Raw genomic sequence first — 18155 nt, 5'->3', positions numbered from 1 at the left:
GGTAACGAGCAAGAACTTCAAATCAACGCGAAAGCAGGCGACGATATCGAAGAGCTAGCGACTTACATCAACGGTCAGCAAGATTTAGTGAAAGCGTCAGTAAGTGACGATGGCAAGCTACAAGTCTTCGCAGGCAACAACAAAGTTGAGGGTGAGATTTCGTTCTCAGGTGGTCTTGCTGGTGAACTGGGCATGCAAGACGGCAAGCAAGTAACAGTAGATACTATTGATGTTACTTCTGTCGCTGGCGCTCAAGAGTCAGTAGCGATTATCGATACTGCATTGAAGTACGTAGATAGCCACCGTGCAGAGCTGGGTGCATTCCAAAACCGTTTCGAGCACGCAATCAACAACTTAGACAACATTAACGAAAACGTAAATGCATCTAAGAGCCGTATTAAAGATACTGATTTCGCGAAAGAAACGACGCAAATGACTAAGTCGCAAATTCTTTCTCAAGCGTCAAGCTCAATCCTTGCGCAAGCGAAACAAGCTCCTAACTCAGCGCTAAGCTTGCTTGGCTAAACATTCCGAATAAAAACTTTTAAAGCCAGGTGCCTAGCACCTGGCTTTATTTTTATGGGGCAAATATACCGAATTCTGCCGTGTATTAATTTTCATCTTACGATAAATTTTGGTGATGTATCCAAGGCTGCAAGGAAGAAGAAAAAAGAAGGAGAGGGAAATAATATAAATGGTGTCAATTAAGACAAATATGTCTGCCATGATTGCTCAACGGTACTTGGGCAATGCGCAAACACAGGTTGTCGACGCCCAAAATAAACTTCGTTCAGGTTCTCGCATTAACAATGCGAGCGATGATGCAGCTGGCATGCAAATTTCGAATAGGCTTCATGTTCAAACGAGAGGCATTGACAGTGCTTTGACGAATGCGACTAATGCATATTCTATTGCTCAGACTGCAGAAGGTGCGTTACATGAAAGCACTAATATGCTTCAGAAGCTGAGAGATTTAGCTTTGCAATCAGCAAATGGGGCCAATTCGCAGGGCGAACGGGAGAACATCGATATTGAAGCTAAAATGCTGATTGATGACTTAGACCGGATAGCGTTAACGACAACTTTTGCAGGTGAAGAGCTGTTCGATGGATATTTTGGGAAAAAAAGTTTTTATCTTGGGCCAGACGCAAACGCAGTATCGCTAGATCTAAAAAGTATGCGAACGCGAATTCCAGAAATGGGCGGACGTTATGTAAAAGCGGAAGCGGACCTAGATGATGGGTGGCAAGTGACCCAAGGTGAAAACAAACTGAAGTTTTCTTACCTAGATGAATTAGGGAAAGATCAAGATATAGAGATTAGCTTGAAAATCGGTGACGATATATTTCAAGCTGCGACATTTATTAATGGCCAGCAAGACATAGTTCAAGCCTCTGTTACTGAGGATCATGAACTGCAATTGTTTGCGTCGTTGAAAAATGCGCCGGAGGGGTTTGACGTGACAGGAGGCTTGGCAAGTGAGCTAGAGTTTTCTGATGCGGAGTCAATCACTCTTACGGATATCGATATGTCTAGCGTGGAAAGCTCTCAATTAGCGATTGCAGTGATCGATGCGTCGTTAAAGTATGTCGATGCTCACCGAAGTGAAATTGGTGGATTTCAAAACGGTGTGGACAGGACTATAGATAATTTAACAAGTATGGAAAGCAACATCTCTTCGGCTAAAGGTCAGATCAGGGATGCGGACTATGCGCGCCTTTCTACTCAGCTAGTAAAGTCTCAGGTGTTAGAGAAGGCAACATCAGCGCTTTATGCTCAAGCCAATCAAAGCTCGAGTGCCGCTATCGGCTTGTTAGCTTAACAATTAGAAATGTTCACATATAAAAAAACGCTGCCAATTGGCAGCGTTTTCGTATTCATAAGGAACTAAATTACTTAGTTACTTTAAGAACTGCAGTTTCACCAACAGTTACAGAACCAGAAAGCTTGTTCAGCTCTTTGATTTCGTCCATGTTAGAGATAACAACTGGAGTTAGAGTAGACTTTGCTTTTTCTTCTAGAAGCGCAAGGTCGAAAGTGATGATAGTGTCACCAGCTTTAACAGTTTGACCTTCTTCTGCTACGCGAGTAAAGCCTTCGCCTTTAAGTTCTACAGTATCGATACCGAAGTGAACAAAAAGCTCAACGCCATCGTCAGACTCGATAGAGAATGCGTGGTTAGTTTCGAAGATCTTACCGATAGTACCGTTTACAGGAGCTACCATTTTGTCGCCAGCTGGTTTGATTGCGATACCGTCACCAACAATTTTCTCTGCGAAAACTACATCTGGCACATCTTCGATGTTTACGATTTCACCAGATAGTGGTGCGATAATTTCGATAGCACCAGCATCAGCGCTGTCATCAGATACAAGCTTTTTAAGTTTGTCAAACAGACCCATTGTGTCATGCTCCTAACGTTTAGTTTTATTCTGTCAAATATAGTATACCAATCTCACAAAATAGACGACATTTTTTAGCCGTCTATTTGATTGGTCACTTGTTATTATTGAGTTTTCTCAGCGATGAACTTGTCTACGCACGCTTGAATTTCTTCAGCTGTTGGTAGAGAAAGAGCTTCGTCAGCCATAGCTTTAACTTCAGCGAAGTTAGAGTTACGGATTACTTTCTTCACTTTAGGGATAGAGATGCCGCTCATAGAGAACTCATCAAGGCCCATACCTAGAAGAAGTAATGTAGCACGCTCGTCACCTGCTAGCTCACCACACATACCAGTCCATTTACCTTCTTTATGAGAAGCTTCGATTACTTGCTTGATTACAAGAAGAACCGCTGGAGATAGTGGGTTGTATAGGTGAGAAATCATCTCGTTACCACGGTCTACTGCTAGCGTGTACTGAGTTAAATCGTTAGTACCGATAGAGAAGAAAGAAACTTCTTTCGCTAGGTGGTGAGCAATCGCTGCTGCTGCAGGAGTCTCAACCATAACACCGATTTCGATTTCTTCGTCGAACGCAAGACCTTCAGCACGAAGTTCCGCTTTGTACTCTTCGATTGCTTTCTTAAGCTCACGAATTTCTTCAACAGAAATGATCATTGGGAACATAATACGAAGCTTACCGTGTGCAGAAGCACGTAGGATACCACGTAGTTGGTCACGAAGGATTTCACGACGATCCAAGCTGATACGTACTGCACGCCAGCCTAGGAACGGGTTCATTTCTTGTGGAAGATCCATGTACGGTAGATCTTTATCACCACCGATATCCATAGTACGGATAATCACTGGCTCACCGTGCATAGCTTCAGCAACTTCTTTGTAAGCGATGTATTGCTCTTCTTCAGTTGGAAGTGCATCACGGTCCATAAATAGGAATTCAGTACGGTACAGACCAACACCTTCACCACCGTTGCGGATGATGCCGTCACAATCTTTTACTGTGCCGATGTTACCGCAAACTTCTACTTGATGATCGTCAAGAGTAATTGCTGGTAGGTCTTTTAATTTTGCTAGTTCTGCCGCTTCAGCTTCGAAATCAGATTTGATTTTTTTCGCAGCTTCTAGTTCAGCTTCTGACGGGTTGATGATGATTTTGTTATTCATCGCGTCTAGCACAAGCATGTCGCCGTTCTTAACTTGCTTAGTGATATCGTTAGTACCAACGATAGCTGGAAGCTCAAGAGAACGTGCCATGATTGAAGTGTGAGATGTACGACCACCGATATCACAAGCAAAACCAAGAACGTAGTCTAGGTTGATCTGTGCAGTTTCAGAAGGAGTTAGGTCGTAAGCAACTAGGATAACTTCTTCATCGATGTCGCTTAGTGAAACGATGTTGATGCCTAGAGCATTTTTAACGAAGCGGTTACCGATATCGCGGATATCTGTAGCGCGTTCTTTTAGGTACTCGTCATCAAGAGACTCAAGTGCAGAAGCTTGTTCTTCGATCACTGTATAGATCGCGTTATCTGCGTGCATTTTGTCTTTCTTGATGAGTGCTAAAATCTCTTCTTCTAGCTCTTCATCTTCAAGCAACATGATGTGGCCTTCGAAGATTGCTTCTTTTTCTTCGCCAAAAGTTTCAAGTGCTTTTTGCTTAACAACTTCAAGTTGTTGAGAAGATTTGTTACGAGCGTCAAAGAAACGCTGAACTTCTGCTTCAACTTGATCGTCTGAGATAGATTGAGTGTTTAGGACAATTTCATCTTCTTGAAGTAGTAGTGCTTTACCGAAAGCAATACCAGGAGATGCTAGGATGCCTGAAATCATAGCCTTACCTTAAGTTGGTCAACTGTAAACGGGAGAATGGTGACTTAGTCGCCGACATTGTGTCGAGCTTATTCTTATCTATTTCGAACAAAGCCACTTTGCTTAGCAAAATGGCTTTGAAAGAGAAGACCGAATTAGTGTAGTTGATCCATTAGAGCAACTAGGTGGTCAACAGCTTGTTGAGCTTGTGGGCCTTCAGCTGAAATAGAAACTACAGTACCTTTAACTAGGCCTAGAGTTTGTAGTTTGAATAGGCTTTTCGCGCTAGCGCTTTTGCCGTTAGAAGTCACTGTGATGTCTGCGTCGAAAGACTTAGCTTCTTTAACAAACTGTGCAGCTGGACGAGTGTGAAGACCGTTTTCTGCTGTGATTTCTACTTGCTTCTCGTACATGTTATATACCCCAATTAATTTATTTTTTGTAAGTTTGTAACCAGATTAGCTTAACCGCTTTAACTTGATTCCGCTAGGGCATCAAAGTTTTGTTCGTGTCAGAACTGAAACTGATTTAAATTTTTTCCAATCATGAGGCTGAATTTCACAGTCACTCACAATCTTCCAGAAATCTGTTTATTGCTTCTTTTATTTTGAAGCGAAAAATAAAACAGGTGTGATATTACCAAAGGTGAGGCAGGGATCAACAAAAAAGCCCCTAAACGGGGCTTTTTTGGACGAAAAATTGATTTGACAACATATTACTGTTGGTTTTCTTTTTCCGTAAAGATGCCTGCAAATAGCGCAGTACTTAGGTAACGTTCACCTGAGCTTGGAAGCACAGTTACGATTGTTTTTCCTGCAAATTCAGGTAGTTCCGCTAATCGGTTTGCTGCAACAACTGCTGCGCCTGAAGAAATACCAGCAAGGATTCCTTCTTCTTCCATTAGACGACGAGCCATTTCAATTGCTTCATCAGATGTTACAGATTCAACGCGGTCTACAAGCTCTAAATCAAGGTTTCCAGGAATGAAACCTGCACCGATACCTTGAATTTTATGAGGAGCTGGTTGAATTTCGTCGCCAGCTAGCGCTTGTGCGATAACTGGAGATTCAGCAGGCTCTACAGCGACAGATGTAATTGCCTTGCCTTTTTCACCTTTAATGAAGCGGCTTGTACCTGTGATAGTACCACCAGTACCAACACCCGCTACGAATACATCAACTTCGCCGTCTGTTGCTTCCCAAATTTCAGGGCCAGTTGTTTTTTCGTGGATCTGTGGGTTTGCTGGGTTGTTGAACTGTTGAAGAAGTAGGTACTTGTCTGGGTTAGACGCAACGATTTCTTCAGCTTTAGCAATAGCACCTTTCATGCCCTTTGCGGCTTCAGTCAGTTCTAAGTTCGCGCCTAGTGCTTTAAGTAGCTTACGGCGTTCTAGGCTCATTGACTCAGGCATTGTTAGTGTCAGCTTGTAACCACGAGCAGCAGCAACGAATGCGAGTGCTACACCTGTGTTACCACTTGTTGGCTCAACTAGCTCTACACCTGGTTTCAAAGAACCGTCTTTTTCTGCTTCCCAAATCATGTTGGCACCGATACGGCACTTAACACTAAAGCTAGGGTTACGAGCTTCAATTTTAGCAAGTACTTTACCTTTGCTTACTTTGTTTAGGCGAACTAGCGGTGTGTTACCAACAGTTAGTGAATTGTCTTCGTAGATTTTGCTCATTTGATATTCCTTCATTTTAATGACGGACTAAACGTAGTATGTCATTCACTATACCGTCTAGTATCTCGCATGTGTTTTGTGAACTTAGATGAGCTTAAGGGAGATGAAAAAAAGGTAAAAGGATTAAAAAGTTATATCTTATTAAGCTGAGGGCTATATAGATAGGATGCTTCCCAGAAAGAGTGGCTCTGGGAAGCATGATGCAAGTTTAGACTTTGTGTTTAAACTCTGACACCCACATTGCAGTAGCGCCGCATACCGCGACAGGCATTATAAATAAGTTAAGAAGTGGGATGGTCGTAAAGAAAGCGACACATGAACCAAAGCCATATGCTTTGCCTTGTTTTTGTTTCAAATTGTTTCTCATATCGTTGAAACTGATCTTGTGATTGTCGAACGCATAATCTGAGTATTGGATTGCCAGCATCCAAGCGGTAAAAATGAACCATAAAAATGGCGCGACGGTTTGCCCGAGTGCTGGAATAAGTAAGAGCAAGAATAGACCAATAGCTTTTGGTAGAAGATAAACGAGCTTTCTCCATTCTCTAGCCAGAATTCTAGGAGTGTCTTTCAGTACATCTAACATTCCGTCATCATTTACTTTCTTTCCTGTGAGTTGCTCTTCAACTTTTTCTGCTAACAGTCCATTGAATGGGGCAGCGATAAAATTGGCAAGCGTACTGAAGAAGTAAGAAAAAGTGGCGAGTATGGTTAACACTAATAAAGGCCAGAGAACGTAGCTTAGCCAAGATAGAAATTCTGGCATTTGTCCGATTAAGCTTTCAATCCATAAGTTTAGATTGGAGAACAAGTAAAACAGAGCACCACCGACTAATAGAATATTGGCGAGTAAAGGAAGTAGGACAAATCGACGTATTTGAGGTGACATCGCGATTTCTAAGCCGTAGAAGAAATAGCCAAAGCCGGTTCGGTTTTTAGATACTAAAGTCATAATCACTTATTCGGTTAAATTGCAGACACTTCTATTGTACTGAAGTGTTTCAAGAAAAAAAGCGTGGCGAAAATCACATCATCTGCTGAAGTTCTTGCATTAAGTTGTTCTAAAACAGTATGTAGATTTGGTAGAGTAGATGAATTAGCCGAATTAACCCACCTTAGTTACGCTTGTGTAAGAGATTTTATCAAGCCAGCTAAGAAGCTGAGAGCGTAGAATGCAGGAATTGCGATTTGTACTCATTATTGTTGGCGCGTTAGCGATCGCCGCTTTATTGTTTCATGGTTTATGGACGAGTAAAAAAGAAGGTAAGGCCAAGTTTGGAGATAAGCCTCTCGGGAAACTAGATTCAGATGAAAGAGAAGAATCGGATGATCTACCACCGCGCTCATTTGCTCCTGAGGATGATTTTGAAATTATTCGCAAAGAACGTAAAGAGCCTGATTTTTCAGTCGAGACCCCAATTGCTGACCCCCTTATCGACTCAACCCCTGATGTTGCTCAAGAGTTTGAAAGTCATCATAATCAAGCTATTGAGGCAGATATTCCATCATTCTCTGCACCTCAGGTTGATGAACCTGTCGTCCTAAATGAAGCGGAAGAGCCGATCGAACCTCAAGTTTACTCTGAACCAGAGGTGATCGAAGAACCAGAGATGTCAGTGCAAGATACACTCGTGGAATCTACAGCATTACCGGTAGAAGAAAAGCCGGCGGCAGAGGCAGAACAGTCAGATGAGTTAGAAGTCATTGTACTTAATGTTCATTGTGCTGGAGATGCTCCTTTTATCGGCACAAGCCTGTTTCGTAGCATGGAAAATAACGGCCTGAGCTATGGTGAAATGTCGATTTTCCATTGCTATGCTGAATCTGCGTCATCGCCAAAAGTTATTTTTAGTGTTGCTAATATGATGCAACCAGGTACGCTTGAGCATGAAGACCCCGCTGATTTCTCTACCAAAGGAATTTCGTTTTTCATGACATTGCCTTGTTATGGTGATGCCGAGCAAAACTTTAATGTGATGCTTCAAACCGCTCAAAAAATTGCGGATGACATGGGCGGTAATGTCCTTGATGAAGCCCGTAACCTAATGACACCGAATCGTTTGTCCGATTATCGAAAACAAATCCGAGATTTTAAAGAAGCTCAAAGCGCTTAATAAGTTATAATCAACAGAATCAAAATACCGCCTCAAAGGCTCCTTATGGAGCCTTTTTTGTTGCTGATATGAGTAGATATATATGACCGAATCAATCCAAGCTACCTTAGACCAACTCAAAGAAACGCTTCATTATCACGCTGTCCGTTATTACGTCGAAGATGCACCTGAAATTCCAGATGCTGAATATGACCGATTAATGCAAAGACTGCTTAACATTGAAGATCAACACCCTGAACTTGTTACTATCGACTCACCAAGTCAAAGAGTGGGTGGGGCGCCATTGGAAGGGTTCACGCAAGTGGCACACGAAATCCCAATGTTGTCTTTAGATAATGCATTCGATGACGGTGACTTGGATGCGTTTCATAAACGGATGCGCGAGCGAGCGCCAACGGCAAGCCTAGATGTATTTTGTTGTGAACCGAAATTGGACGGTTTGGCCGTAAGCTTGCTTTATGAGAACGGCATTCTAGTTCAAGCGGCTACACGTGGAGATGGCGCAACTGGCGAAAATATTACAGAAAACGTACGCACCATCAGCGCGATTCCTTTGAAATTACAAGGTGAGGGCTGGCCAGAACGGATTGAGGTTCGAGGCGAGGTGTTTATGCCAAAAGCCGGTTTCGAGAAGTTGAATGAGGTGGCGTTGAAAAAAGGCGAAAAAGTCTTTGTAAACCCACGAAATGCAGCAGCAGGAAGCTTGCGTCAACTTGACTCGCGCATCACTGCAAAACGTCCATTGGCTTTTTACGCTTACAGCGTTGGCGTTGTACAAGGGGGTGAACTTTCTGGTAGCCATTATCAGCGCTTTCTACAGCTGAAAGCTTGGGGACTTCCAATGTGCCCAGAGACTAAACAGCTAGGCTCTCTTGAAGAAGTAAAAGCTTATTACCAAGATATTATGAATCGTCGTGACGCACTGGCTTATGAGATAGACGGTGTTGTGATCAAGATTGATGATATAGCTGCGCAGGAAGTTCTAGGGTTTGTTGCACGCGCGCCTCGCTGGGCGATTGCTTATAAGTTCCCGGCCCAAGAAGAAATCACGTTATTAAATGATGTTGAGTTTCAAGTTGGCCGAACGGGCGCGATTACGCCGGTAGCGAAACTTGAGCCTATCTTTGTTGGCGGTGTGACAGTGAGTAATGCCACGCTGCATAACGCAGACGAGATTGCTCGTTTAGGTGTGAAGGTTGGCGATAGCGTCATTATCCGCCGTGCAGGCGACGTGATTCCACAGATTGTCGCTGTTGTACAAGAGCGTCGCCCTGAGACAGCGAAAGACATCGTTTTTCCTGATGCATGCCCTGTATGTAACTCTGCGGTAGAGCGCGTGGAAGGTGAAGCGGTAGCGCGTTGTTCGGGGGGGTTAGTATGCCAAGCCCAACGAAAAGAGGCACTAAAACATTTCGTTTCACGTAAAGCATTAGACGTTGATGGACTAGGCGAAAAGGTAATCGAGCAGCTTGTTGATCGTGAAATGGTCGAAACGCCAGCCGATTTATTTAAGCTGAGCGCAGGTGTTATTACTGTTCTAGACCGAATGGGGCCTAAGTCTGCTCAGAATGTGGTTAATGCTCTTAAGAATGCGAAAGAAACCACACTACCTAGGTTTATTTATTCTCTGGGCGTTCGTGAAGTCGGTGAAGCGACAGCAATGAACTTAGCGAATCACTACAAATCGTTAGAGTGTGTGATGGCGGCGAGTCATGAGTCACTTGTTGAGGTTTCAGATATCGGAGACATCGTCGCAAATCATATTGTTTCGTTCTTCTCTCAAGAAAAAAATAGAGATGTAGTGGAACAGTTAATAAATTTAGGCGTTTGTTGGCCTGATATTTCGGAGCCAGAAGAAGGCGTTGAGTTACCGTTAGAAGGCAAAACCGTTGTGCTTACGGGGTCTTTGTCTCAATTAGGTCGCTCTGAAGCTAAAGCTGCATTACAAGCTTTAGGAGCAAAAGTGACAGGGAGCGTATCGAAGAAAACGGATATTTTGTTTGCAGGTGAAGCCGCCGGTTCTAAGTTGGTAAAAGCTCAGGATCTAGGAATAGAAATTAGAACCGAGCAAGACTTACTTGATATGTTGAAATAAATAAACCGCTGAAATAAAAAGGCGCTACGTATTATGTAGCGCCTTTTTTGTTTGCTAAATAGTAAATTTTCTCTAATAAATAACACCTATAATAACTCCCGATATAGTTACGTGATCAAAGTCTACATTACTTTATCTTGATAAAAATAGATAATTAAATGCGACGCATATCAATGTGAATTTAGATGGTGGTTTGTATAAGTTATTGTTTTTTAAGTAAAATGCCTTCTAATTGGGTTGTCGTTCTATATATTGAAGATCTTGATCACTAACTTGATAAAAGTTTGTACTTGCTCATATTTTTTTAGAAGAGAATTAAGTTCGTGTTGATATTTTTTTTGGCAAAGTTAGTCTTTGAATCATGGATGCACGAGGTGTATGCAGGAAAAGAAATAGAGAATTTAATTAGCGACTAAACAAGTTCTCAAATCAGGAAGAATATTTCTCTCTTCGGCGGCCAACTTAAGGCGAGAAATATAAAAACAGCTATATCCATTTTTAGGAGTTTTTCCATGGAAAATATGTTCAAACGCACTCTCTTAGGTGCAACTATCGCTACAGCAGCAATGACAGGTTCAGCAAATGCAGCAGTTCAACTAGCTGGCGAGAATTTTGAAATCTACGGTACAGCAGCAGTCTACAACATCACGAGTGTACCAGGCGCATCGGGTGCTGAAACAACAAATGGTGCTGGTATTGAGTCAAAGATTGGCTTCAAAGGTAAGCACGTCTATGAAAACTTTGGTCCAGACCTACTATGGCAGATTGAATCTGGTTGGGCTGATCATAGTGCAAGTGGCACTGACCCGTGGAACTCACATTACGGATTTCTTGGTGGACGTGATACGTTCTTAGGTTTAGGTTTTGATGCAGGTAATGTGAAAATCGGCCGTATGACGCACGCTGCGTATGACATTGTTGATTGGCCTCACTCTAACCCAGGTCTAGGTAACGTATTCGATTGGAACAACGATTTAGGTGCACCTTTCCAAGATCGTGCTGACAACATGATCCGCTTAGAATCTGCAGCGATGGGTTCGTTTAAGTTTAATGCGACATTCTCTGGCATGGAAAAATCAACTTCAGAAATGATCACTTCTGTAGCGGGTTACTACACACAAGATAAGTTTGGTCTTCATGCTGGTTATTACAGCCGTGGGGAATCTGCAGATCAAGCTGCTGCGGGTGCATTTAAAGAGCATTCTTATGCTATCTTCGGTGGTAATGTTTATTTAGATAAACTAACGCTGTCTGCGGCATACAAAATGATGGATTACGATGGTAACGGTCAAAATGCTATCTCTGCGACTGGTCAATACATGTTCACAGACAAGTTCCTAGTGAAAGTAGGCTATGCGTCTACAGATGATGCAGATGGCACAACTGATACTAATGACCAAGCAATCACAGGTCGTCTAGGTTATCTACTACCAAGTACTTACCTATACATGGATGTTCGTAATTACGACTTTGATGGCTCAGATGATAGCAGTGATGGCACAAATATCCTAATTGGTGCTGAATACTACTTCTAATTCTAGCTCATGAAGTAACAATTAATTCTGCCTTTGCGAGCACCAATTGTGGTGCTCGCATTTTCACTAAAAGGACTAAATAATGAAATTATTTAAACAATCTATTCTTGCAATAACCATGATGACATCATTTAGTGCTTTTTCTGCGGTCGATGTCTATTTTGAACAAGGTATTCAAGCTTTGCTCGTTAATGGAGAGGAGGTCAGTAATTTAGCTACTCAGCTAGAAAATACTCAACTTAATAATGGGCCAAACCAAGTGGTTGTTCGTATTTCTAAACTGATACGCGAGGGAGGAAAGTATGTTAAGTTTAATTCAGAACCGATGGTCGTTACGTTCGAGGCTGAAGACGAAAGTATCACGGTCCGCTCTGGGAAACAATTTGACTCGATCTCTCAAGTCGGCGACTATGACAAGCGACCAAAAGTTAAACTCTTAGATAGCAGTGGTCAATCTATCGACACACATTTAGGTTACTTGGCTCGTGGTAAAGGTTTGATTCGTGACTATGAAGATGAGCTTGTGGCTTATAATAGTGATCACAAGTATTCTTTTAATTACGCGGATTCCGCAACAGCTAAGGCGGAAGCTACAGCGGCTTCTCCTACAAAAGCGAAGACGGTTGAGTTTTCACTTGGAGATACCGATGCAGTTCAGAATGTCAAAGATGCTTACAGCGATTTGTCTGAATCGCAGAGAAAAGCGTTTTTAACTTGGGCTGTTGTTCAATAAGTTTCCGTCGCTAATAGACTGCTCGAATTAAGTTGTAGTCTTCAAAATACTAAAGGGCAAGCTATGTGGCTTGCCTTTAGTATTCTGGGCTTATGACGCCAACGTTTAGTGAGACTTACCTTTATTTAAACGGCACATCTCTGTCGGAATATATTTTGTATCGCCATTTGGGAGCTCGCAGTTAACCAGTGGGCCGAGTTGGGTACCTCCTACTGAGTTAGTATTAACAGAGGCGCTTGCTTGAAATGAAAATAGAACGCTAGCGGCAAAAATTACAAAACTTTTCATGATTGTCTCCTCTAAAGTTATTAATCCTGCTCCAATGTTTGCGAGTCAGTTATCAATATTGTAGATAATGGGTAATTTACGTCAAATTTATTTCCACTTACTCTTGATTTTATTGAATTATTAAGTTTTGTTTTTTTGTGATTTTGTAGAGGTTTGATGAAGAGATGTAGCGTTTTTGGCACGGTGTAGGGGCAGTTTAGCGTGCTTATTTTTCCTCACTAAATTAATAAGTCAATGAAATTAGACTTACTTTAATAATTCGAAATTTGAATTAAATAGCAGTGAGGTTTCTTTCTCTTTAAATGACTCTTTGCCATTTTCGTTTGACGAAAATTATGTGAAGTCTTATGTTAGCTGAAACAAAAATGTCAACTAAGAAAGGGCTTATGAACATCAGTGAAGTAGTAGAATTGACTCAGCTATCGGCAAAGTCAATTCGCCTGTACGAAGACAAAGGGGTGATTTCTTCGCCTCTTCGTTCGGTAAATGGCTACCGTATTTATGGGCCTAAGCAACTGAAAGAGTTGAGTGTTGTTGCACGGGCAAGGAGAGCGGGGTTTTCGTTAGATGAGTGCCGAGCCCTAGTTGAATTAGCAGATAACCCATGTCGAGAGAGTGCAGCGGTAAAAGCAAAGGCTCAAAAGAAGTTAGATGAAGTGAACAAGAAAATCGCCGACTTAATGTCTATCAAATCCACCCTCGAAGAGTGGGTAGAAAAATGCCCCGGAGATTCGAGCAGTGATTGCCCGATTATTGACTCTTTGATTGAAGAGCAAAACATTGAAGATAAACAATAAGCTAGAAAGCAAACAGTAAGCCCACGAATCGTGGGCCTAAGTGAATTGGTTAAGCTATTGGTCAGTGGGTTGAATTGTCAGAATTATGCCGTCTACAGCGGTTACGATTACCTCTGTTCCTGTTGCGATATCTTGGTCGGCAACAGCAGACCAAGTAGTGTCGCCTAAACGGATTCGACAGCTTCCTTTTTGCACGGCTTGCTCAAGCCTGGTCGTTTTTCCTATTAGTTGTTTCTCTCTTTGGTTTAGCTGACGTCGCTCATCTGAAAGTGTGTCTGATGAAAGTTGCCTTCTCCACCAAAGCCATGTAGTGATCAGTGAAAAACTACCAAAAGATACCCACTGTAGCTGCCAGCTAATTGGAATTGTGGCGAGGAGCATTCCGACAAGGATTGCTGAAAGGCCTAGCCATAAAAAATATCCGGCGGTACCAAGTAACTCGGCAGCGAGTAACAGTAAGCCAAAAGCGATCCAATGCCAAAGGTTGACCTGTTCAAGTAACTCAATCATGGCTACCCCTTCTGATCATTACTTTTAGATTGATTAAACATTTCAGCTACGCCAGCAATCGAGCCCATCAAGCCGGTAGCTTCAAGTGGTAACATGATCACTTTTCCATTTTCTGCTTGGCCAATTGATTTCAATGCATCGGTATAGCCTTGAGCAATGAAGTAATTTACCGCCTGCATGTCACCTTGGGCAATTGCAGTGGATACCATTTCGGTCGCTTTTGCTTCGGCTTCTGCCGCGCGTTCACGAGCTTCTGCTTGCAAGATTGCGGCTTGCTTTTCCCCTTCAGCTTTAAGGATTTCAGACTGCTTATGGCCTTCAGCCTTTAAGATTTCCGCTTGCCTAACACCCTCAGCCTCCAAAATATCCGCACGTTTATTACGTTCAGCTTTCATTTGCGCATTCATTGCAGCGGTAAGATCAGCGGGTGGCTGCACATCTTTTATTTCAATTCGAGTGACTTTAACGCCCCAAGGGTTTGTTGCTTCATCAACAATAGTGAGAAGTTTGGTATTGATCATATCTCGTTGGCTTAACATCTCATCGAGTTCCATTGAACCAAGTACGGTTCGGATATTTGTGAGTGTTAAGTTTCTAATTGCATGCTCTAGGTCGTTAACTTCATACGCTGCTTTAGGGGCGTCAATGACCTGTACAAAACAAACCGCGTCAATGACAACATTGGCATTGTCTTTGGATATGACTTCTTGAGCGGGAATATCCAATACGCGCTCCATCATATTGATCTTCTGACCAACCCCGTCGATAAAAGGGATAATTAAGTTTAAGCCTGGTTTTAGGGTGTGTGTGTAACGTCCAAAACGTTCGACAGTCCAGTTATTACCTTGAGGAACGGTTTTTACGCCGGCAAAAATAAAAATAACTGCCACCAAGATAAAACCGCCAATTGTAATGAGTACATCAATAGCCATAGTGAATCCTTATTGTGGGTATGTTTTATAACTGATTGATTTATAATGACTGAAACGTATTTCTGCAGCAAGTTTATAAATGAGAAATTGATTTGATATTCGATACAAAAAAGGCCGATACATCGGCCTTTTGAAATCAGTATAGTAAAGAGTAAAGTTGTCTTCGGTATTTTGCGGCAATTGCATTACCTTGGCCTAAGGCACTTAAAATGTCCATGAATGACTTTTTTATATCACCATCTAAGGTATTTAAGTCTTTGACTAAATAGCTCCAAAGTAGCTCTAGTGCTTCTTCATCACGATTCACCTGGTGGTATTGCAGTCCAAGCTCAGCGGCAACTTGGGCATTGCTAGGGTCGGATTTAAGATTGGCTTCAAGTGCTTGAATTTCCGGACTGTCTGCAGCCTGCTTATGCAACTCTAGCTTTGCGACAAGGGTTTTGTAATAGTTATCTTGATATTCTAGCGGGATAGTTTGCAGCTGAGCATCTGCAAGGTCAAACTGTTGATTTTCCAACAGACACTCTGCTATCGCAAGCTTTACTTCCCCTTTTAGTTTTAGTTCATCAGGCAGTTGCTGGAAGGCTTCTAATGCTTGTGGGTATTCACCTTTTTGCATTTGTTCTAAGGCTTGTTGTAAAGCAAGTTCGTCTTGGCTAGGAAGGTGTTTCGATAGCATTGTGCTGATGGCTTCAATACTTTGCGGTCCACCTAATCCATCAACGGGCTGGCCATTCACAAATAATGCGATTGTTGGAAGAGCTTGAACCCCAAACTGACTGGCTATCGCTTGTTCTTGTTCACAATTGAGCAGTGCTAATGTGAAAGCTCCATTGTATTGTTGGGCAAGGCTCTGTAGTTGAGGAACAATTTCAACACTTTCTTGGCTCATTGAAGCCCAGAAGTGAATGAGAACAGGGGTTTGCATTGACCCTTCAAGTACCTGGCGGAAGTTTTGTTCGTTTAGCTCAACAATATAAGGCGATTGCATTGAGTTTCCTTGCTAATTCATAAGATATACAAGAAATATGGGGGGATAGGAAAGTAACTTCAAGCCCTGTAAACAAAAACGCTACGGATCTAAAGAAACGTAGCGTTGTATTAACTTCGGTGATTGTATTTCAGTAAAGCCAATCAAAATAGTAAAAGCAGAGCGAGAACAACCCCAACACTGACCAAGTTTATTCGCGTTAATGTCAATGATTCATCCTTTTAGACAATGATAATTTTGTAAATATCAAACTATGGTAGGAATCATGACAGAACAATGTTACGGAATAATTACATTGTTGCACTCAATTTTATGCGGCCTTACGCAAAATTGGGTCCAACCATCGGCTAGGCAGCAACCTTTTCAGTACCGCGAACACCTTAGTCGGTGTGGTTACACGATAGCGAAGCTTAGGTTTTTCTGCAGTTAAAGCGTGCAGTAGTGGTTGAATGCAGCTTTCTGCTGGCAGCACAAATTGGTTGTTTGACTCATCTTTCGATAACCGTGCTATCTGTAGGCGATATTGTTCTGAGTGAGGGCTATTTTCTATATCTATCCAGCGTTGGAAGGCTTTCAGTGCATTGGTTCTAAAACGTGTTTCAATGGGGCCTGGTTGAATAAGAGATACATGGATATTCGAATTGTGGAGTTCTAGCCTTAGGGTGTCAGTCCAACCTTCTAAGGCGAATTTCGACGCATTGTAAGCACCACGATATTTCATCGCCGCGAAACCTAATACTGAACTATTTTGGATGATTCGGCCTTTTCCATTTTTCCTGAAATGAGGAATGAGCTGTTGGGTTAACTCATGCCATCCAAAAAAGTTGGTTTCGAATTGTTCCCGAAGTGCGCTAGTGGGAAGATCTTCTAATGCGCCTGGCTGACCGTACGCACCGTTGTTAAATACGGCATCTAGGTGACCTCCAGTTAGCTCAATGGCTTTTTGTACAGCTAGGTGAATACTATCGTTATCTGTGACATCGAGATGAATACAGGTTAACCCCTCTGATTGTAATCGCATGACATCTACTTGAGAGCGGCAAGAAGCAATGACGGTAAACCCCTGTTTATGGAGAGCATGCGCACAAGTGTAACCAATTCCGCTAGAACAACCTGTAATCAAGATTGAAGTCGACATATTTGAACCTAGATGATGAAAGATAGATTCCAATAAGCATAAAGAATTAGTCTTTGTGTTGTAAGAGGTTTTTTAGGGCTGGCTCAATTCTAGAGTAACTGAATATGAACCCCATTTCGGTGAGCTTTTTAGGTTTAGAGCGAATGCTGTCGAAAAGTAGACAAGACGACTCGCCCATAAGCAACTTCATTATCCACTTGGGTGTGAAGAATATGTGTGGACGTCTAAGTGTTTTGGCCAACGTACGGCTGAATTCTTTATTTGGCACTGGGTGGGGAGCACATAAATTAAACTCTCCTTGAGCATGGGGAGTATCAAGCAAGTAGTTGATCGCTCGAATCATATCCAACATGTGAATCCAAGGCATGTATTGTTTTCCTGAACCAATTGGTCCACCTAGGCCGAGTTTATAAGGAAGTAGCATTTTTTTCATTGCACCTCCTTGATGCCCCAGCACAATGCCGGTTCTCAACAAGATAACTCGTGTTCGGTCGGATTGTGCGCGTTTGGCGATTTGTTCCCAATGTGAACATACTTGATGAGGGAAGCTCATGTGATAGACATGTAAGCTTTCATCAAAAGGATGCTCTTGTTGGTCACCATAGTAACCAACGGCAGACCCGCTAATAAAAACCTCAGGGGGCTCTGTACTAGCGTGAATTAACGATACTAACTTTTCCGTAATTCTCCAGCGACTTTGGCAAATGATTTGTTTCTGGCTTTCAGACCAGCGTTTGTCTGCAATCGGCTCTCCCGCTAGGTTAATGACAGCATTGAACTGATTTAGGTCACTCAGCTCATCGAGAGATTGGATATAACGAATATGGCCATGGTCAACATGAGAAAGGGTTTGCTCTGCGTGGGAAGGAGATCGCGTGAGCAAAGTGACATGCGATGTCTTAAAGCTTTTTATTAATTCGGAACCAATAAATCCGGTACCGCCTGTCAGTAATATTTTCATATTTTCCCCCCAAGTGATTTCATTATAGTCATGGTTAACCGATTGAGTGAATTATAAAAAAGTAATTGTCGCATCCATATGACTGTCTATATGGGAAATTAAACATTTTAGACCTAGATTCATCACACTTTTGAAAAAAGCTCTCGTATGTTATTCAGCACTTAACC

At 42.2% G+C, this 18155-nt stretch carries 18 protein-coding genes; 7 read left to right on the top strand and 11 right to left on the bottom strand.

The features are described from left to right. Together ACHUFI_RS06550 and ACHUFI_RS06545 are read left to right on the top strand one after the other, a co-directional pair. Nucleotides 1–525: flagellin (locus tag ACHUFI_RS06550; RefSeq protein WP_394247529.1), on the top strand; the 525-nt coding region annotated here is incomplete at its 5' end. Nucleotides 526–694: 169 nt separating this feature from the next. Beyond that, complete coding sequence (locus ACHUFI_RS06545; RefSeq protein WP_394247528.1) at nt 695–1822, top strand: flagellin; 1128 nt, start codon at nt 695–697, stop codon at nt 1820–1822. A 70-nt stretch (nt 1823–1892) separates the two neighbouring features. Here ACHUFI_RS06545 and crr read toward each other — a convergent pair whose 3' ends face one another. The 5 genes from crr to cysZ form a co-directional block, all read right to left on the bottom strand. Further along, nucleotides 1893–2402: a PTS glucose transporter subunit IIA gene (gene crr / locus ACHUFI_RS06540; RefSeq protein WP_038203302.1), complete on the bottom strand. Its 510-nt coding sequence runs from the start codon at nt 2400–2402 to the stop codon at nt 1893–1895. A gap of 104 nt (nt 2403–2506) precedes the next feature. Then, nucleotides 2507–4231: a phosphoenolpyruvate-protein phosphotransferase PtsI gene (gene ptsI, locus ACHUFI_RS06535; RefSeq protein WP_394247527.1), complete on the bottom strand. Its 1725-nt coding sequence runs from the start codon at nt 4229–4231 to the stop codon at nt 2507–2509. A gap of 134 nt (nt 4232–4365) precedes the next feature. After that, entirely contained in the window at nt 4366–4623 is a 258-nt protein-coding gene (locus ACHUFI_RS06530) for an HPr family phosphocarrier protein (protein WP_032552209.1), read from the bottom strand. A gap of 302 nt (nt 4624–4925) precedes the next feature. Next, nucleotides 4926–5894: a cysteine synthase A gene (cysK, locus tag ACHUFI_RS06525; protein ID WP_394247526.1), complete on the bottom strand. Its 969-nt coding sequence runs from the start codon at nt 5892–5894 to the stop codon at nt 4926–4928. Nucleotides 5895–6102: 208 nt separating this feature from the next. Beyond that, the gene (cysZ, locus tag ACHUFI_RS06520; protein WP_394247525.1) at nt 6103–6846 is read right to left on the bottom strand and encodes a sulfate transporter CysZ; all 744 of its coding nucleotides are present in this window, start codon (nt 6844–6846) and stop codon (nt 6103–6105) included. Nucleotides 6847–7066: 220 nt separating this feature from the next. On the opposite strand from cysZ, the gene zipA reads away from it, so the two are divergent. The 4 genes from zipA to ACHUFI_RS06500 all read left to right on the top strand — a co-directional run bounded on the left by zipA (nt 7067) and on the right by ACHUFI_RS06500 (nt 12371). Beyond that, on the top strand, nt 7067–8008 hold the full coding sequence (gene zipA / locus ACHUFI_RS06515; protein WP_394247524.1) for a cell division protein ZipA: 942 nt from the start codon (nt 7067–7069) through the stop codon (nt 8006–8008). Between the two features lie 82 nt (nt 8009–8090). Continuing rightward, complete coding sequence (ligA, locus tag ACHUFI_RS06510; protein WP_394247523.1) at nt 8091–10103, top strand: NAD-dependent DNA ligase LigA; 2013 nt, start codon at nt 8091–8093, stop codon at nt 10101–10103. Nucleotides 10104–10615: 512 nt separating this feature from the next. Further along, nucleotides 10616–11638 carry a porin gene (locus tag ACHUFI_RS06505; protein WP_394247522.1) on the top strand — a complete coding sequence of 341 codons (1023 nt, stop codon included), beginning with the start codon at nt 10616–10618 and terminating at the stop codon, nt 11636–11638. A gap of 82 nt (nt 11639–11720) precedes the next feature. After that, nucleotides 11721–12371, top strand: coding sequence for a DUF2057 family protein (locus ACHUFI_RS06500; protein ID WP_394247521.1), 651 nt, complete (start codon nt 11721–11723; stop codon nt 12369–12371). Nucleotides 12372–12476: 105 nt separating this feature from the next. Here the strand turns inward: ACHUFI_RS06500 and ACHUFI_RS06495 are convergent, their stop codons facing one another. Continuing rightward, the gene (locus tag ACHUFI_RS06495; protein ID WP_394247520.1) at nt 12477–12659 is read right to left on the bottom strand and encodes a hypothetical protein; all 183 of its coding nucleotides are present in this window, start codon (nt 12657–12659) and stop codon (nt 12477–12479) included. Between the two features lie 386 nt (nt 12660–13045). Between ACHUFI_RS06495 and cueR the strand changes: the two genes are divergently transcribed. After that, nucleotides 13046–13456: a Cu(I)-responsive transcriptional regulator gene (cueR, locus tag ACHUFI_RS06490; RefSeq protein WP_394247519.1), complete on the top strand. Its 411-nt coding sequence runs from the start codon at nt 13046–13048 to the stop codon at nt 13454–13456. A 54-nt stretch (nt 13457–13510) separates the two neighbouring features. On the opposite strand, the gene ACHUFI_RS06485 is transcribed toward cueR, so the two are convergent. From ACHUFI_RS06485 to ACHUFI_RS06465, 5 genes are all read right to left on the bottom strand, one after another. Continuing rightward, the gene (locus ACHUFI_RS06485; RefSeq protein ID WP_394247518.1) at nt 13511–13966 is read right to left on the bottom strand and encodes an NfeD family protein; all 456 of its coding nucleotides are present in this window, start codon (nt 13964–13966) and stop codon (nt 13511–13513) included. 2 nt (nt 13967–13968) lie between these two features. Then, entirely contained in the window at nt 13969–14898 is a 930-nt protein-coding gene (locus tag ACHUFI_RS06480) for an SPFH domain-containing protein (protein WP_394247517.1), read from the bottom strand. 136 nt (nt 14899–15034) lie between these two features. Beyond that, a complete protein-coding gene (locus ACHUFI_RS06475) occupies nt 15035–15889 on the bottom strand; it encodes a tetratricopeptide repeat protein (protein ID WP_394247516.1) in 855 nt (284 codons plus the stop codon). A gap of 310 nt (nt 15890–16199) precedes the next feature. Continuing rightward, nucleotides 16200–17027, bottom strand: a complete 828-nt coding sequence (locus tag ACHUFI_RS06470; RefSeq protein WP_394247515.1) for an SDR family oxidoreductase — start codon at nt 17025–17027, stop codon at nt 16200–16202. A 46-nt stretch (nt 17028–17073) separates the two neighbouring features. Then, nucleotides 17074–17988: a TIGR01777 family oxidoreductase gene (locus tag ACHUFI_RS06465; protein WP_394247514.1), complete on the bottom strand. Its 915-nt coding sequence runs from the start codon at nt 17986–17988 to the stop codon at nt 17074–17076. Between the last annotated feature and the right edge of the window lie 167 nt (nt 17989–18155).

This window comes from Vibrio profundi, from assembly GCF_043642225.1.
GTDB lineage: Bacteria > Pseudomonadota > Gammaproteobacteria > Enterobacterales > Vibrionaceae > Vibrio > Vibrio profundi_A.
This window is presented reverse-complemented; position numbering and strand designations above follow the sequence as displayed.

What these genes read in the sequence shown, in the direction of transcription:
- ACHUFI_RS06545 (WP_394247528.1), top strand. Translation starts at nt 695, where the DNA reads ATGGTGTCAATTAAGACAAATATGTCTGCCATGATTGCTCAACGGTAC.
- crr (WP_038203302.1), bottom strand. Translation starts at nt 2,402, where the DNA reads ATGGGTCTGTTTGACAAACTTAAAAAGCTTGTATCTGATGACAGCGCT.
- ptsI (WP_394247527.1), bottom strand. Translation starts at nt 4,231, where the DNA reads ATGATTTCAGGCATCCTAGCATCTCCTGGTATTGCTTTCGGTAAAGCA.
- ACHUFI_RS06530 (WP_032552209.1), bottom strand. Translation starts at nt 4,623, where the DNA reads ATGTACGAGAAGCAAGTAGAAATCACAGCAGAAAACGGTCTTCACACT.
- cysK (WP_394247526.1), bottom strand. Translation starts at nt 5,894, where the DNA reads ATGAGCAAAATCTACGAAGACAATTCACTAACTGTTGGTAACACACCG.
- cysZ (WP_394247525.1), bottom strand. Translation starts at nt 6,846, where the DNA reads ATGACTTTAGTATCTAAAAACCGAACCGGCTTTGGCTATTTCTTCTAC.
- zipA (WP_394247524.1), top strand. Translation starts at nt 7,067, where the DNA reads ATGCAGGAATTGCGATTTGTACTCATTATTGTTGGCGCGTTAGCGATC.
- ligA (WP_394247523.1), top strand. Translation starts at nt 8,091, where the DNA reads ATGACCGAATCAATCCAAGCTACCTTAGACCAACTCAAAGAAACGCTT.
- ACHUFI_RS06505 (WP_394247522.1), top strand. Translation starts at nt 10,616, where the DNA reads ATGGAAAATATGTTCAAACGCACTCTCTTAGGTGCAACTATCGCTACA.
- ACHUFI_RS06500 (WP_394247521.1), top strand. Translation starts at nt 11,721, where the DNA reads ATGAAATTATTTAAACAATCTATTCTTGCAATAACCATGATGACATCA.
- ACHUFI_RS06495 (WP_394247520.1), bottom strand. Translation starts at nt 12,659, where the DNA reads ATGAAAAGTTTTGTAATTTTTGCCGCTAGCGTTCTATTTTCATTTCAA.
- cueR (WP_394247519.1), top strand. Translation starts at nt 13,046, where the DNA reads ATGAACATCAGTGAAGTAGTAGAATTGACTCAGCTATCGGCAAAGTCA.
- ACHUFI_RS06485 (WP_394247518.1), bottom strand. Translation starts at nt 13,966, where the DNA reads ATGATTGAGTTACTTGAACAGGTCAACCTTTGGCATTGGATCGCTTTT.
- ACHUFI_RS06480 (WP_394247517.1), bottom strand. Translation starts at nt 14,898, where the DNA reads ATGGCTATTGATGTACTCATTACAATTGGCGGTTTTATCTTGGTGGCA.
- ACHUFI_RS06475 (WP_394247516.1), bottom strand. Translation starts at nt 15,889, where the DNA reads ATGCAATCGCCTTATATTGTTGAGCTAAACGAACAAAACTTCCGCCAG.
- ACHUFI_RS06470 (WP_394247515.1), bottom strand. Translation starts at nt 17,027, where the DNA reads ATGTCGACTTCAATCTTGATTACAGGTTGTTCTAGCGGAATTGGTTAC.
- ACHUFI_RS06465 (WP_394247514.1), bottom strand. Translation starts at nt 17,988, where the DNA reads ATGAAAATATTACTGACAGGCGGTACCGGATTTATTGGTTCCGAATTA.